Origin of the sequence: Segatella copri, assembly GCF_009494395.1 — a bacterium.
Classification (GTDB): Bacteria; Bacteroidota; Bacteroidia; order Bacteroidales; family Bacteroidaceae; genus Prevotella.
The window spans coordinates 1-15,168 of record NZ_VZCB01000003.1 but is presented as its reverse complement, the minus strand read 5'-3'; the positions used below and the strand labels follow the sequence as shown (position 1 = coordinate 15,168).

General features: G+C 43.8%; 19 protein-coding genes. 18 read left to right on the top strand and 1 reads right to left on the bottom strand.

Going from position 1 to position 15,168, the window contains the following annotated elements:
• The first annotated feature begins 183 nt into the window (after nucleotides 1-183).
• From F7D73_RS00275 to F7D73_RS00240, 8 genes are all read left to right on the top strand, one after another.
• Nucleotides 184-483 (top strand): winged helix-turn-helix domain-containing protein, encoded by a 300-nt coding sequence (locus F7D73_RS00275; protein ID WP_153121754.1) that lies wholly within the window; start codon nucleotides 184-186, stop codon nucleotides 481-483.
• A 127-nt stretch (nucleotides 484-610) separates the two neighbouring features.
• Nucleotides 611-976 carry a hypothetical protein gene (locus tag F7D73_RS00270; protein WP_194256800.1) on the top strand — a complete coding sequence of 122 codons (366 nt, stop codon included), beginning with the start codon at nucleotides 611-613 and terminating at the stop codon, nucleotides 974-976.
• A gap of 105 nt (nucleotides 977-1,081) precedes the next feature.
• Complete coding sequence (locus F7D73_RS00265; RefSeq protein ID WP_153121753.1) at nucleotides 1,082-2,569, top strand: xylulokinase; 1,488 nt, start codon at nucleotides 1,082-1,084, stop codon at nucleotides 2,567-2,569.
• Nucleotides 2,570-2,754: 185 nt separating this feature from the next.
• Nucleotides 2,755-3,825 (top strand): mannose-1-phosphate guanylyltransferase, encoded by a 1,071-nt coding sequence (locus tag F7D73_RS00260; RefSeq protein WP_153121752.1) that lies wholly within the window; start codon nucleotides 2,755-2,757, stop codon nucleotides 3,823-3,825.
• A gap of 257 nt (nucleotides 3,826-4,082) precedes the next feature.
• A complete protein-coding gene (locus F7D73_RS00255; RefSeq protein WP_153121751.1) occupies nucleotides 4,083-4,370 on the top strand; it encodes a hypothetical protein in 288 nt (95 codons plus the stop codon).
• Nucleotides 4,358-4,681, top strand: coding sequence for a type II toxin-antitoxin system RelE/ParE family toxin (locus F7D73_RS00250; RefSeq protein WP_153121750.1), 324 nt, complete (start codon nucleotides 4,358-4,360; stop codon nucleotides 4,679-4,681). Before F7D73_RS00255 ends, F7D73_RS00250 begins: the two co-directional genes overlap by 13 nt.
• Before the next feature lie 28 nt (nucleotides 4,682-4,709).
• Nucleotides 4,710-4,982 (top strand): hypothetical protein, encoded by a 273-nt coding sequence (locus tag F7D73_RS00245; protein ID WP_153121749.1) that lies wholly within the window; start codon nucleotides 4,710-4,712, stop codon nucleotides 4,980-4,982.
• 83 nt (nucleotides 4,983-5,065) lie between these two features.
• Nucleotides 5,066-5,320, top strand: a complete 255-nt coding sequence (locus F7D73_RS00240; protein ID WP_194256799.1) for a hypothetical protein — start codon at nucleotides 5,066-5,068, stop codon at nucleotides 5,318-5,320.
• A gap of 91 nt (nucleotides 5,321-5,411) precedes the next feature.
• On the opposite strand, the gene F7D73_RS00235 is transcribed toward F7D73_RS00240, so the two are convergent.
• Nucleotides 5,412-6,998, bottom strand: coding sequence for an ATP-binding protein (locus F7D73_RS00235; RefSeq protein ID WP_153121747.1), 1,587 nt, complete (start codon nucleotides 6,996-6,998; stop codon nucleotides 5,412-5,414).
• Nucleotides 6,999-7,210: 212 nt separating this feature from the next.
• Between F7D73_RS00235 and F7D73_RS00230 the strand changes: the two genes are divergently transcribed.
• The 10 genes from F7D73_RS00230 to F7D73_RS00185 all read left to right on the top strand — a co-directional run.
• Nucleotides 7,211-9,502 (top strand): patatin-like phospholipase family protein, encoded by a 2,292-nt coding sequence (locus tag F7D73_RS00230; RefSeq protein ID WP_194256798.1) that lies wholly within the window; start codon nucleotides 7,211-7,213, stop codon nucleotides 9,500-9,502.
• A 119-nt stretch (nucleotides 9,503-9,621) separates the two neighbouring features.
• Entirely contained in the window at nucleotides 9,622-10,578 is a 957-nt protein-coding gene (locus F7D73_RS00225; RefSeq protein ID WP_153121745.1) for a tyrosine-type recombinase/integrase, read from the top strand.
• Between the two features lie 476 nt (nucleotides 10,579-11,054).
• Nucleotides 11,055-11,600 (top strand): transcriptional regulator, encoded by a 546-nt coding sequence (locus F7D73_RS00220; RefSeq protein WP_153121744.1) that lies wholly within the window; start codon nucleotides 11,055-11,057, stop codon nucleotides 11,598-11,600.
• Nucleotides 11,601-11,605: 5 nt separating this feature from the next.
• Entirely contained in the window at nucleotides 11,606-11,863 is a 258-nt protein-coding gene (locus F7D73_RS00215; RefSeq protein ID WP_153121743.1) for a hypothetical protein, read from the top strand.
• Between the two features lie 251 nt (nucleotides 11,864-12,114).
• The gene (locus tag F7D73_RS00210; RefSeq protein ID WP_153121742.1) at nucleotides 12,115-12,402 is read left to right on the top strand and encodes a hypothetical protein; all 288 of its coding nucleotides are present in this window, start codon (nucleotides 12,115-12,117) and stop codon (nucleotides 12,400-12,402) included.
• A 398-nt stretch (nucleotides 12,403-12,800) separates the two neighbouring features.
• Nucleotides 12,801-13,754: a hypothetical protein gene (locus F7D73_RS00205; RefSeq protein WP_153121741.1), complete on the top strand. Its 954-nt coding sequence runs from the start codon at nucleotides 12,801-12,803 to the stop codon at nucleotides 13,752-13,754.
• A gap of 48 nt (nucleotides 13,755-13,802) precedes the next feature.
• A complete protein-coding gene (locus tag F7D73_RS00200; protein WP_153121740.1) occupies nucleotides 13,803-14,018 on the top strand; it encodes a hypothetical protein in 216 nt (71 codons plus the stop codon).
• Between the two features lie 6 nt (nucleotides 14,019-14,024).
• Nucleotides 14,025-14,330, top strand: a complete 306-nt coding sequence (locus F7D73_RS00195; RefSeq protein ID WP_153121739.1) for a hypothetical protein — start codon at nucleotides 14,025-14,027, stop codon at nucleotides 14,328-14,330.
• A 100-nt stretch (nucleotides 14,331-14,430) separates the two neighbouring features.
• Nucleotides 14,431-14,583, top strand: coding sequence for an ABC transporter ATP-binding protein (locus tag F7D73_RS00190; protein ID WP_153121738.1), 153 nt, complete (start codon nucleotides 14,431-14,433; stop codon nucleotides 14,581-14,583).
• 318 nt (nucleotides 14,584-14,901) lie between these two features.
• The coding region (locus F7D73_RS00185) for an Arm DNA-binding domain-containing protein (protein WP_262884862.1) at nucleotides 14,902-15,168 on the top strand (267 nt) is incomplete at its 3' end.

The window sequence follows — 15,168 nt, the reverse complement described above, 5'->3', positions numbered from 1 at the left end:
TTTTTTTCAATAAAAAGTTGATAATCTGAAAAAAAAGTTATAAATTTGCAGTACAAAATAAAAGATAACGCTGAAAGGTGTTAAAAAATGACTAAAGCAAGGGCATCATCAAATGCTTTCTTCAAAAGGAAGTGAAGCATCAAGTGGTGCTAATATAGAGACTATAATTGTTTTACTAAAATCATGGTAGAAAAGAAATCAACAACAAAGACAGCTGCCACAAAGAAGACAGCTACAAAGAAGGCTCCAGTTGCAAAGAAGACAACTGCTGCAAAGAAGGACGTTCTTTACTTGAACGCAGAAAACGCTGGCTTCCGTGCTGGTGATGTTTATCAGGCTCTTGCTGCTGCAGAGAAGCCTCAGACAGTTGCAGAGATTGCTAAGGCTGCTGGCATCAGCACAGAGGATACTATCCTCGGTCTCGGTTGGCTCTTCAAAGAGGGTAAGATTAAGGACGAGGACAACAAGGTTGCTCTCGCTTAAATAAGAAATCTCAAGGAGCCGCGGTTTTCTTTTCAGGAGAATGCCGCGGCTCTTTCTGTCTCTAGTCTTTCTTTTTCTTTGTTCTTTATCTTTGTTTTGACTTAAAAACTTTATTATTACAGTAACCATGTCTATAGATCAGGAGATATTCAGAGTGTTGATGGCTGCGGGCAGCAATGGTCTCAAACTTGAGAAGATTGCCCGTCATGTTTATAATTCATGTAATTCAATCTTTACACCATTGAATTATAAGGATGTGCATGCCTATGTCACACAGTATCTCACCCGTTGCGCCAAAGACCCAGGTTCGCTTATTGAGAAAGGCAAGGGGTATGGTGTTTATCATATCAATTTCAAGTCGGTTCAGGTTCAGCAGCTCATGCTCGACTTCTCTTCTTCTGCCACGGCTGGCATCAATAAAGAGGAGGATAATTCCGGTTCCGACAGCGGAAATGGCTACGTAAGCAACGATCTCTTTGGCGAAAATCTGTAAATAGCAAGAAAAAATATATTTCATTTCGGGGGGAATTCCATGTTGGTTCGTATTATATAAAGAAAGAACAATTTAATTATAATAAACATATAAAATGAACTAATTATGGCTAGAAGATATTTATTAGGCTTTGATGTAGGTTCCAGTTCGGTAAAGGCATCTCTTACCGATGTAGACAACGGTGAAATTGTAGCGTCTGCATTTTATCCAGACCATGAGGCGCCTATCATGGCGGTGAAGGCTGGATGGGCTGAGCAGGATCCACAGATGTGGTGGGATAATGCCAAGCTGGCGCTGAAGAAAATCATGACTGAATGCGGTGCCAAGGGTGAGGATATCCTCGCTATCGGTATCTCTTATCAGATGCACGGATTGGTTTGCGTTGACAAGAACCAGCAGGTGTTGCGCCCATCTATCATCTGGTGCGACTCCCGTGCCGTACCTTATGGCGAGAAGGCTTTCCATGAACTGGGAGAAGACCTCTGCTTGCGCAACCTGCTCAACTCTCCTGGCAACTTTACTGCCTCTAAGCTGGCGTGGGTGAAGGAGAACGAGCCAGAGCTCTTCGACAAGATTGATAAGATCATGCTCCCAGGCGACTATCTCGCTATGAAACTTTCCGGTGAGGTGAAGACTACCATCAGCGGTCTTTCTGAGGGTATGATGTGGGACTTTACAGCCAAGAAGCCTGCCAAGTTCCTGTTCGATTACTTCGGATTTGATGAGAGTATGATTGCCGACATCGCTCCTACATTCTCTGTACAGAGCGTAGTCTGCAAGGCTGCTGCTGATGAACTCGGACTCAAGGAGGGTACTCCTATCTCTTACCGTGCCGGCGACCAGCCTAACAATGCAGTCAGCCTCAACGTATTCAACCCTGGTGAAATCGCAAGTACAGCGGGTACATCTGGCGTGGTCTACGGTGTGCTCGGTGATGTGAACTACGATCCTAAGAGTCGCGTGAATACCTTCGCACATGTCAACTATACCACAGAGCTCGACCGTCTCGGCGTATTGCTCTGCATCAATGGTACCGGCATCCTGAATGCCTGGGTTCATCGCAATGTAACTCCAGACGTCAGCTATGCTGATATGAATGACCTGGCTGCCGGTGTGCCAATCGGTAGCGACGGCGTGAAGATTATCCCATTCGGAAATGGTGCTGAGCGTGTATTGGAGAACAGAGAGGTGGGCTGCTCCATCCGTGGCTTGAGCTTCACCAAGCACAACCGTGCCCACATCGTACGTGCAGCTCAGGAGGGTATCGTATTCAGCTTCTGCTATGGTATGGAAATCATGCAGCAGATGGGTATGGACATCAAGAAAATCCACGCCGGTAAGGCTAACATGTTCCTCAGCCCATTGTTCAGAGATACATTGGCTGGCGTAAGTGGAGCCACCATCGAACTCTATGAGACAGATGGTAGTGCCGGTGCTGCCAAGGGTGCTGGTATCGGTGCCGGTATCTACAAGGACCATGATGAGGCATTTGCAACCCTGAAGAAGTTGGCTGTTATCGAACCGGATGAGGCTAACCGCCAGGCTTATCTCGAGGCTTATGCCAACTGGAAGGCAGAATTGGCTAAGCTCTAAACGGGCTTTTGCCGAAAATCATGATCATGTAAATCAGTCTTTAGGGATTGAAATCAGTCTTTTTTGATAGAAATCAATCAGAATATGACAAATAATAAAGGATGGAAGTTTTTTCCATCCTTTTTTTTCGTTTATACAGATAATTTTTAGTACCTTTGCCGATTATTAAAATATATTTTTAAAATATGGCTCATAAAAATAATCATTTAGTAATAATGGCAGGTGGAGTAGGCAGTAGATTCTGGCCTATGAGTACCATTGAAAAGCCAAAGCAATTTATCGATGTTCTAGGAACGGGACGTACGCTGTTGCAACTCACCTTCGACCGTTTTGAAGGTATTTGTGACCCGGAAAACGTGTGGGTTGTCACCAACAAGAAATATGCAGCATTGGTTCATGAGCAGTTGCCAGAGATACCGGAGAGTAATATCCTTCAGGAACCTTGCCGCAGAAATACGGCTCCTTGCATCGCTTATATCAGCTGGCGCATCAAGGAGAAGGATGCACATGCCAATATCGTGGTAACACCATCCGACCATATTGTTACTAATGGTAATGAGTTCAGAAGAGTGATTACTTCTGCCATGAAATTTACCAGCGAGACCGACAGTATCGTGACGCTCGGTATGAAGCCCAACCGTCCGGAGACTGGCTACGGTTATATTCAGGCAGATTTGACTACTCCTTCGGCAAGAAACAAGGAAATATTCCGTGTAGACCAGTTTAGAGAGAAGCCTGATCTGGCAACGGCAACAGAATATATCAAGGATAAGAGTTTCTTCTGGAATGCGGGCATCTTCGTGATGAGTGCTGCCACCATCGTGAATGCTTTCCGCGTTTATCAGCCTGCCATCGCCAAGATTTTCGAGAGCATGAGAAGCATCTATGGCACCGACAAGGAGCAGGAAGAGATAGATCTCCGTTATCCTGAATGTGAGAGTATCTCGGTAGACTATGCCATCATGGAGAAGGCAGAGGAGATCTTCGTGATGCCAGCCGATTTCGGTTGGAGTGATTTGGGCACATGGGGCAGTCTGCTGGCTCAGAGCCGCAAGGACCTCAACGGCAATGCCCTGATTGGCAAAAACATCGAGATGATAGAATCAAAGAACAACATCATCCATACGATGAACGAGAAGAAGGTGGTTATCCAGGGACTCGACGGCTATATCGTAGCCGAGGAAGACGGTACGCTTCTTATCTGCAAGCTCTCTGAGGAACAGCGCATCAAGATTTTCTCAGGAAGCGAAAAATAGAATCAGAATATTACTTTACGATTAATGATAAAAAAAAGAAGGCAATCAAAAGTGATTAAGTTCACTTGAGATTGCCTTCTTGCTTTGTGGACCACCTCTTGCTTCTCTTTTACCATCTTGTTATCTCCTTCCATCTGTACATTGATTTCAGCGTTCTATGCCATTTTCTTTCAGATTTTCTTGCGGTTTCCAATCTTTCTTTGTAACTTTGCATCATCTTTACATAAAAAACGTGGAACTTTAAAAGCGAAGGAATTATGGAGGAAAAGAAATATCATATCGAGGAATCCAAGATTGCAGGGGATAAGGTCTGTGAGCCATCGCCTGCTTATGCATCTGTTACATCAGAGTCTGTATCTCATCACGTGATTGATTCTGGGATAGAGCAGAAAGATGAAATTCCTGTTCTTAAAAATCATTTTAGCTATGAAGGGCTTATGGATAGTATCGATTATTGTGAAACCATTAAGGATGATCCTTCTAAATGGGAATCTGTTGATGCCTTTAATGAACGTTTATATGAGGAATTCCCATGGCTGAGATAGTTGTCCACAAGCTGTATGAAGAAAAGGAACGCCAGTATATTATCGATGCTTATGAGAATTTTGGTAAGAAAACTGCTCGAAAGTGGAAAGAAGAACTGATGAAAATTCAGAACTTCCTGAAAAAATATCCTGAAGGTAAACCCCCTTTTCTTGGTGCTCCAAAGTTTAGTTATTTGCTTCGGGGTGCTAATTTTATGCGTAATTTCAAGTTGGTTTATTATTATGATGAATCCTTGGATGTGGTGCATATTGTTGACATTTGGGATATGAGACAGAATCCAAAAAGGTTCTCAGTCTCAAAATATAAATGATTATGTAGAACTTAAAAAAGAATGAATTATGGAGGAAAAGAAATATCATATCGAGGAATCGAAGATTGCAGGGGATAAGGTCTGCGAGCCATCGCCTGCTTATCGTTCGGTAGCATCATCTGCATCATCAGTATCATGGGATGAGGCTTACGACACCGATTCCTATCCTATGGGGCGCTCATTGGAGCAGGTGATGGAGCATTGCGCAGAGGTTGAGAAATACTTGGATGATCCAGACCATTGGATTTCCATAGATGAATTTGAAGCGCAGATGCGAAAGGCAATACCGGGATGGAAATAGTGGAAATTAAAGTTGAAAGGCTTTTTCTTGTAGAATTTCAAAAGTGTGTGGCATATGCATTCTCTGAATTTGGAAGGAAAACGGTGAAGAATTGGAATGCTGAGTATGAGAAAATTAGGCATCGCTTGGAAATGATGCCTACTGGCTATCCTTTTGTTCCTGAATTGCAGAAATGGCAAAAGTATCGTGGTGCTATCATCATGAAGAACTTCAAGATTATCTATTTCTATGATGAAGATTCAAATCTTGTTAGAATTGTGGATCTCTGGGATATGCGCCAAGATCCTCGTAAGCTGAACATGCGGGCCAGGAGGATAGAAAGAAAGGAGTATCATTAGTCTTTATGATAAACAAAAGAACCCGCCAGGTGTCCCAACGGATTTTGAATCCGGTAGGACATCTGGCGGGATGTTTGTTTGGAGTTGTATTTTACAAAGACTCATCCACTTCTTTCCAATCTATCAATCCCTTGCCCTTTTTATCGAGTTCCACTGCCAGGGCGATAACCTTGCGCTTGTCGGCCTTGAATGGCTCGGTGTAGCTCTTTTCCTTCATCTGGTTCACGGCTGCAGAAATGCCGCCATTGTTAGATAGCTTCAGTTCCAGGACGTAGATGATGGACGGAACCTCCACAATCATGTCTATTCTGCCAGTGGCCAGCATTCTCTCTACTTCCACCCTAAAGCCCAAGGCCCTGAATATCGTGCTCATTATCAGTCGGTAACGCTCCTCCATATCCATGCTAGCCATCTTCTTGTTACTGTATGGAACATCGGCAATAAGTGCCTTCAATGCCTTCTTGGCTTCTGCGGTGTTGCCGTCCTGCATCATTTTTCTGAGGAAGCTCTGCGCAGAAACCACTTCCGAATTCGACTTCATGGTCAAGGCTGGAACCACTACGCTGTATAATGCCTTGCGAACTTCAAAGTTAGGGAAGCCCAGGATGTAAACGCCATCATCGTAACCCTTGATGGTGAGATAACCCGACTGATAGAGGAAGAGTTCGGCTCCACCATTCACCACATCCGATGTTTCCAGGGTGTCGCGCTCGATGAAGCAATGGTCAAAATATTCCATCTTCATCTCCATGTCATCCACGAACTTTGGCAATAGGGAAGTGGCGCCAGATGAAGCCCAGTAATTTCTCAATTCCCTATCATCCAGGGCATTGATGAGGCTGAACGGATTGAAAATATCCACCATATTTCTGCGGCAGAAATGATATCCGTCGTAATAGGCCGTGAGCTGCTTCAGCGTCTCCTCAGGAGTCCATCCGTTTTCTTCTCCCATCGCTTCAATCTCAGGCATGAAGTTGTCGGCAGCTTCCTGTTTCGAAATGCCGCAGATAGTGGCGTAGGGTGCATCAAAACTGATGTTGCTCAGATTGTTAAGCACGGAGAAAAGGGAGATTTGTGTGAACTTGGTAATGCCTGTGATGAAGACGAAGCGCTCGTGTTCGTCCTCTTTTTTCAAGACGGCAAATACGGATTTATAGATGGCTGTGCAGGCATCATGCTGAGGAGTCTTCCAGGAATGTTGCAATGGAGAATCATACTCATCGATGAGGATAACCACCTGTTTTCCGGTCTTCTGGAATATTGTTTCGATGATGTTCTGGAAGCGTACGGCAAGGGATGCCTCTGGGCGCACGGCTACCTCATACTTCTGTTCAAGTTTATAGAAGGCGTCATCGAGATAGGAGTTGAGTTCTTCTGGTGTAGCACCTCCGCAACTCATGTCGAGTCGAATGACGGGATAGCAGGTCCATTCTTTTTCCAACTCCATCACTTTCAATCCTTTGAAGAGTTCCTTTTTCCCCTCGAAGTAAGCCTGGAGTGTATCCACGAGAACCGACTTACCAAAGCGGCGTGGGCGGCTCAGGTAATTATATGTTTTATTTCTGTTGGCAAGTTGCCAGATGATATCTGTCTTGTCAACATATAGGTATCCACCCTTTCTGATTTTTTCAAAAGACTGGATACCTACTGGCAATCTTCTATCGTTCATTTCTGTCATAATCTTATCTCCTATGTTTTCAGGATAGCTTTTGTGAGCTATCTACCTTTCTACAGATTCTTTCTACAGATTCTTTCTGCAAAGATACGATGAATATTTTGATTTCGCAAGAAAAAATGGGGGATTTTCAATTTTATCGTAGTTTTACTTGCGAGTACCATTCTTTCTTCGTATCTTTGCCGTGTCAGTTATTCATTAAAACCCTGAGCAATATGATGGTACGTCAAAGAATGATATTATGTTTGTTGTTCTTGCTCGGCTTCTTGTGGCATACACCTATGCAAGCCCAGCAAGCTTTGCAATATCCGCAAGCTTTGCAACCTATGCAATCTCCGCAATCCCAGCACTCCCGCAAGAAGGTGGGACTCGTTTTGGGTGGAGGTGGCGCCAAGGGTGCTGCCGAAGTGGGTGTGCTCAAGGTGCTGGAAGAGGCTGATATTCCTGTAGATTATATTGCCGGAACCAGTATCGGTGCCATCGTGGGTGGACTCTATGCCATCGGCTATGATGCTGCGGATATCGACAGTCTTTACCGCAACCAGGACTGGCTTTTCCTGCTGAGCGATCAGGTGAAAAGGGAATCAGAGACATTCCTTTCTAAAGAGGAACGAGAGAAATATATCGTTCATATTCCTCTTTCCAAGGAAAGGAAGGTTTCGTTGCCAACAGGTTATGTGAAGGGACAGAACATCTTTAACCTTTTCTCTAAACTCACGGTGGGTTATCATCAGGTAGATGATTTCTCCAACCTGCCTATCCCTTTCCGTTGCGTGGCAGTAGATTTGGTGGACGGAAAGGAAGTGGTGTTTTCGTCGGGTTCTTTGCCTATGGCGATGCGTGCCAGCATGTCAATACCGGGCGTGTTTGCTCCGGTAGAATGGAAAGGGAAGATGCTGGTGGATGGCGGCGCCTTGAACAATCTGCCAGTTGATGTGGCAAAGGAAATGGGAGCGGATGTGATTATCTGCGTGGATTTGAGTACCGGGTGGAAGAAGAAGGAGGAGCTGAAATCGCCTTCTGCTGTTGTAGAACAGCTCATTGGTATGATGGGGCAGACTAAATACCGGAAGAATATGGCGGAAGCCGATCTTTATATCAATCCTTCTCTGAAGGGGTTCTCGGCAGCCAGTTTCCAGCCGGAAGCCATTGATACGATGATACAGAGGGGCGAACAGGCTGCCCGACAGAAGTGGGGTGAACTGATGGATTTGAAGAAGTATATCTATGCCGATGTTCCTGATTCCATCATGCAGAATGATACATGGCAAGACTGGAAACACGGCAGGCTACAGAAACCATCGCATACAGAAGCCTACCACATAGGAAGCATCCGGATAGAGGGCATCGGTGGTGAGGAAGAAGCGTGGATTAGGAAGAAAATCGCTTTAAGGGATGATTCGGAAGTCAGTCCGGAGGAGATAGATGCTACTCTCGCCATGCTCCGGGGACTGAATATCTTTTCGCGCGTGGAATACAGACTATCGAATGATGAACCCTATGAACTGGTATTCATGCTGGAACCCAACGAGTCCAGAAGAATCAGTGTGGGTGCACGATTTGACACGCAGGATCTGGCTACCGTCATTGCTCAGATTTCCAACAACCAGCAGTTCTCTACCCGTCATCATTATGCCTTGACTGGACGAATCTCCCGTAATCCTTTTCTGGAGATGAAATATGCATACGGCAATCTTTTCGGAGCGAAAATGGGCTTCTCCTACCGGTTGGCTCATTATGATTTCGACCTTTATGGAGGCAAGCATAAGCTGGATGCGTTAGAGTTCCTTTCGCATTCCCTGGCAGGATTCTATACACGTGATATCGGCAACTTCCGATTGAAATCGGGTGTGCAGTTCGATTATTACCATTATCATTCTGATATGTTCATGCGGGATGGAAGTATCCAGTCACGTTCGTCAGATCATTTCCTGAACTACTTTGCTTCTGTAGTGATGGATACCTATGACCGACGTTATTTCCCGACCCGTGGAAGCCGTATACAGGTGCAGGGCGTTCTGCATACGGATGACGGCTTGCAGTATGCCGATGGTAATCCATTTGGTGAGGCAGCTTTCCGTGCCGAAAGTGCCCTGCGTTTGAATTCCCGGTTGTATCTGCTTCCTAAGTTGAAGAGCCGTTTTGTGTTTGGCAGTTCGATTCCTGCCATTTATCAGAATTATGCAGGTGGAGTAGCTGACGGTTACTATCTGCCATGGCAGATGGCCTGGGAAAGCGTACAGCATGTTCATCTGCTGGAATGCAATGTGGTGACTGCTCAACTCGGTTTCCGCTATCGGGTGAAAGGCAAGTTCTATCTTACCGCTCTGGGAGAGTATGGCAAGGAAGCTCACAAGTTTTCCCATCTTCTCATCGGTGATGATTTGTGGGGAGGAACCTTGAGGGCTTCCTATGATTTTGTCCTGGGTCCGGTAAGCATTCAGGCCAATTATTCCAACCTGGGCAAGAATGTAGGATTCTATATCAATGCAGGATTCGTGTTCTGATTTCTTCGAACTGGCGTCCTTGACACATTAATATATTATATAGGGGCATCTTTGTTTCTTGAATAGAGACAGAGGTGCCCCTATCATATATTAATAAACTTCATAAATACACAATCGTTATGTCAAGAAACAAGAAAACATCAGAGTCGTTATTCCAGTTCATGAACCTCCTCATCGCCCTGTTGCTGAAGAACGGGCAATACCGCACCTCGCTTCATTACAAGGCAACCCTCAACAGCTTTAAGCGATACCGGGACAACAAGGATATTGCCCTAAAAGAGATAGATGCAGAAGTGATGCGCTCGTATGAGGCGTACCTGCATCATACGGCGGAGGTATGCAGAAACACCAGTTCCTTCTATCTCCGCATCCTCCGTGCCACCTACAACAAAGCTGTGGCAAAGGGACTGACGCCACAGCAGCATCCCTTCTCGGATGTCTATACCGGTATTGCCCCAACCCGCAAGAGAGCCATACCTACAGATAATGTCAGCCAGATCAAGAGCCTGCAATCTGTCAAGGATCTCACTCCCAAGGAAGAGATGGCAAGAGATACATTCCTGATGAGTTTCTATCTGCGTGGTATCTCTTTCATCGACCTGGTTCATCTCCGAAAATCCGACCTCAAGGAAGGCTATCTCCATTACACCCGAAGCAAGACAAGACAGCGCCTCACCATCCGATGGGAGAAGGAGATGCAGGAGCTGATGGAAAAGTACCAGGCGCAGACCGCCTCCTCATCTTATCTCTTTCCTTTCCTTGTTGATGATGGAAACAAAAGACAGGATAAAACTATTGACAAAATGCAGGAAGAGGCGCGCCAGTATCACAATGCGGAAGCCCGTATCTCCTACCATCTCAGGAAGTTAGGAACTAAGATAGGCATCAAAGGCAAACTTACCCTCTATATCGCCCGCCATTCCTGGGCAACGGCAGCAAGAGACAACCATATCTCTATTTCAGTCATCAGCGAGGCATTGGGACATCATTCCGAAACCACCACACAAATCTATCTCCGCTCCATCAAAAGCTCAGAAGTGGATGATGCCAACGCCAAGATACTGGCAGCCCTATAAGCCACAAAAAAGAATAAAAAGAGGGTTTTCGAAAAATGAACCAATTTTTCTGAATCTTTACATAAGAGATACAGAATCACCTTGCAAAAATACGAAAAATGTTGGAAACTAGCAAATTATGCGTGTTAAAAAATTAATATTGTTCTATAAAAATCAACATTTTTTTACTATTCTTTTAATACATAAATTCCTAAGTCGTTGATTGAACGAAAGTTTTCGGCATTTCTGTATCTCTTATGTAGAGATTCAGAAGAACGGGAGTGATTGAGGGAAGGATTTTGAGGACAAAGGAATCGGACAGCTAATCATTCCAAGGGTTGCAGACTATCATGCTCTTGGATCAGGAGTATGTCTGTGATTAGAGGTTTCCGTTATTGGGAATAGACTAACCAACCCTTTCTTGCCAAGTGTTTTGAAACATGATTTCACGACACGGGGGAATGAGAAGTACACCCTGACCAAAATAGAAAAAAACAATGATACAACCAGACAACGAGAAGAGTTGGTATGCATTCAAGATATTTTTTGGGAAAGGAAAGCCTATCAAGGCATATTTCGTTACCAATGAGATAGAACATATTTATGATGTGAAACAAGAATATTGGGACAAGAATAAGAAAAAGAGACTGGTGAAGGAAGTTCCTATTATGCCATCTCTTATTCTTTTCCGTACCACGAGAATAGAAGCAGAAGAGATGGAGCGTATGTTTCTCAATAAAGTGATGCTCTATCGTGGCAAAAATTCTGAGAACTTGAAAGAACCTTCTAAAATTTCTGAACGCGAAGTGAAAATCTTCAATATTGTGGCAACTTCTGGTGTTGAAGGACTTGATTTTTATGATGAGTATAATCCCAAGTTTACCAAAGGCGACAAGTTCAGAGTTATTGAAGGTCCTTTGAAAGGAGCGGAAGGCTATGTCGTCCGTATCAAAAAAGATCATAAACTTTATGTGAGTATCAAGGGGTTGTGTGCTGTTACGACAGGATATATTCCTAAAGCATTCTTGCAAAAAATCGAATAGAGTATATGGAAATATTAGATCTTAAGCAAGTGGTACTGACGAGGAAAAGTACCTCGCCAGACCCTCAATATTTCTTGGAAATTACAGCCACGGATCAAGTTCATGGTTTCCCGGAAGTCTATCGCTATACGGATTTGTACCATCCTGACCTTTCCTTCATGAGCCTTTGGCTTGAGAATCAGGTGCAGACCTTAGAGCAGGAGAACGCCAAGCGTGTCATCTTGACTTTTGGTGATGAGATTACCTTAAAGGTTGAGAAGTGATAAGGTACCTATAGTAAGGCGGTCCCATCCCGTATAACATGGCGAGGGTTTTGATGCCCCGCCACTTCTGAGACCGTATAGGTCCCAAAAATCTGCGTCATCTGCGCAATCTGCGTGACCTTACCCCCAGGACCGCACAGGTCCAAAAATCTGTGTTTATCTGTGTAATCTGTGGGAACTTTAAAAGGTAAAAGGGTAAAAAAGTAAAAAGGTAAAAAAAACCGTGAGATCTGTGTAATCTGTGTGAGATTATGACAAGAATCAAAAACTCCTCCAAAAATTTGGTGGTTTCAAAGAAAACTCTTATATTTGCACCTAAAAAAGGAGATACAATTATGAATACAGCTACATATACATTAGATGTCCCAGCAACCGATATTTCTCTTTTCAAGTCATTGATTAAGAAATTCGGGTGGGTTGCCAAAAAGCAAAAAGCCCCTAAGGCTTGTAGATTAGACAAGGCATTAGAAGCAGCAAAGAATGAAAAACTCTTTGCTACTAATGATTTGGATGAATTGATGAAGAGTCTTACGGAATGATGAAATATACAGTTAAGTATTCAACTTTGTTTAAAAAGTCATTTAAAAAATGCATGTACTGGTACACATAGTGACATTTTTGGTTGGTAGTCCAATAACATGAGTTACCTGAGTAAAATGTTATAGCAAGGCTGTCTCAATCAGCAAGCTGTAGCAAGGCGGTCCCATCCCGCATATCATGGCGCAGGGCTTTGATGCCCCGCCAACCTTATAGCGTAGCGGTTCCGAGCACCGGAGGGCGGTTTTCCTCTTCTTCCCTGAGGGGAGAAGACCGAGATGAGAGGTGGAGCCTTCCTTAAGGGCAAGGAAGGACGGGTAGGTTTTCGAAAAACTCCTCATTCGAGCGACGACTAGTGCAGAGCGATACTGCAATGAGGGACAAAATAAAAGTAAACTAAATGATTACACTACGACAACTCCCTTATGTTGATATTCTTTCATTGAATGACATGATGTCTTTCGATACGAAAGTCAATATCATTGAGCATTGCAAACTCGCTCGTATAGATATACCGAAGAGTTGGCGCAAGGCACAGATTGCAGATGCTTTGGCCGATATATTCACCAAAGACCCATTATGGACGCTTGAGGTTTTGCCTGAAGAAGAGTTGGAACTTCTCAAGAAGCTTTTATCCTCCTCAACAGAAGAATGCATCAAGTATCCGAGGAATGATGCGAGGTATCTCCTGATGCAGAAATTGCATTTAGTTGTAACTTACGAAGCTGCAACGGAATGGCATATTTTTATGCCGAGTAGTATACGTAAAATCCTGGACAACGTACCATTGGACGCAGTCCATGGCAAATCTGAGATACCAGCGTCCTTGAAGGAAAAAGGTGATCATATCAACCTGATTGACATTTTGGAGCACTATCCCAAGTTAAGTCAGGTAGCCTTCTTCGTAACCTTGGAATTAGTCAATTTGAACTTAGGCAATAAGTTTCCTTATGAAGACTTCTTCCCTTACATTGATGACCTCCAGGGATTGGAAGAAGCCATGATGAAGGGAGCCAAGCAGTCAACATTAGAGCGCTATGCCGAACTTCTGCTGATGGATATGCGAACCTTATATGGTTCCATCGAAAAGATGGTGCCCACATTAAAGGGAAAAGATTCTTCAACCCTGACAGATGCACAATCTGACTATGCAATGCATAGTGGTACGATGCTGAATGCGATGCAGAAGATCTTTCTTCGTTTCCATCACATTCCATCAGAAGATTTAGCCAAGATGGTTCTAGCCAACAAAAAGAAGAGCGGTCTTCTTCACTTCGAGGAATTAGAGAAGATGGCACAGAAAATAGCTGAAGAACTGTTGATGGACCTGATGAAGTTTACGATGGGGGTATAAATCTGCGTGATTTGCGAAATCTGCGTGCCCAAAAAACAATATAATACAATGAACAAAGAAGAAAGAAATTCCTTCCGAAAGGAAATAATCGGTAAGTTAGAAGAACAATGGGCTAAGAGTAATCGCCCAGAAGACGACCTCTTCTATTACCACCCTTCAGAAGATAAAATAGTCCTGTCCCATGCCCTGTTCTGGGTGATGACCCAAAACATAAAAGGTAAGGTAGGAAAGGAAAAGTACTTGTTGCTTCTCCGCCAATATTAGGAAGAGATGCTGGAAGCTTACTTGACGGAATCAGAAGATTTCAAAGACTTGCTGCACTATTGCAACATCATGTACAATGCTCTTCCTATGCTCCTTCGAAGCACCTACGATTTCCATATCCACTTAGATGCTCGCAAGCTGGCCGCCATAACGATTGTAGCAGGAGGCTATGGTGGTGATATGCCCGAAGACCAGGCGTATGACCTCCTCGACGATATAGACTTCTATTATAATAAGGTGAAGTGCCGCAAGATAGAAAAGCTCTTACCGGTATTGAGCAAACTGGTGATAGAAGAACAAAAGTTCCTATAGCTTGTGTTGGGGAAAATAACTTTTTTCAAAAAACATTTGGCGGTATCATAGAAAAAGTATATCTTTGCACACAAAGTATAATTAATAAGGAGATTACGTTATGAACATAGAAGAAAAAAAAGCAGATTTTATACGTCGCTTCAAAGCTTCTAGGGAGCGAAAGGCAGAATACATAGCACAAATGGAAAAGCGTATGCGTGATGACTATCGCCGCAGAACCGGTAAGGAAGCAGAATCATTTTGTGTGTTATAAGAATGAAAAAATTAGATTTATAAATATTAACATAAAGCTCTAAAGCAGCCAAAGGAGAATAAGAGAGGTTGGAACGTAAACAGTTGGGAATGAGCAGATTTGCACAAAGTTGCCAAATCGGCATAAAGCAAGCGAGTGAGGAATATTGAAGTAGTTCAGTTACTAAATCGTGAGCCACAGTTACCTATGCAAAGCAGGTAACAATACGGAAAGGCAACTTTGTGCATCGACGGATTTTATTGCGCTGATTCTCAATGTTTTGCGTATCAAGGAACGCTTACAAAATGATTATATTTGCACACTCAAAATGTAAGCGTTATGAAAATCGAAAAATTCAAGGTGTTGCTCTACCTAAAAAAGAGCGGAATGGACAAGAATGGAAAAGCTCCCATCATGGGACGCATCACGGTGAACAGGACTATGGCGCAGTTCTCCTGCAAGTTGTCTTGCACTCCATCGCTTTGGAATCCTCGTGCCAGCCGATTGGAGGGCAAGAGCAAGGAAGCCGTGGAAACCAACAAGGACATCGAGCAGTTGTTGCTTTCCATCCAAAAGGCTTTCGATGTGCTTGTGGAAAAGAGAACG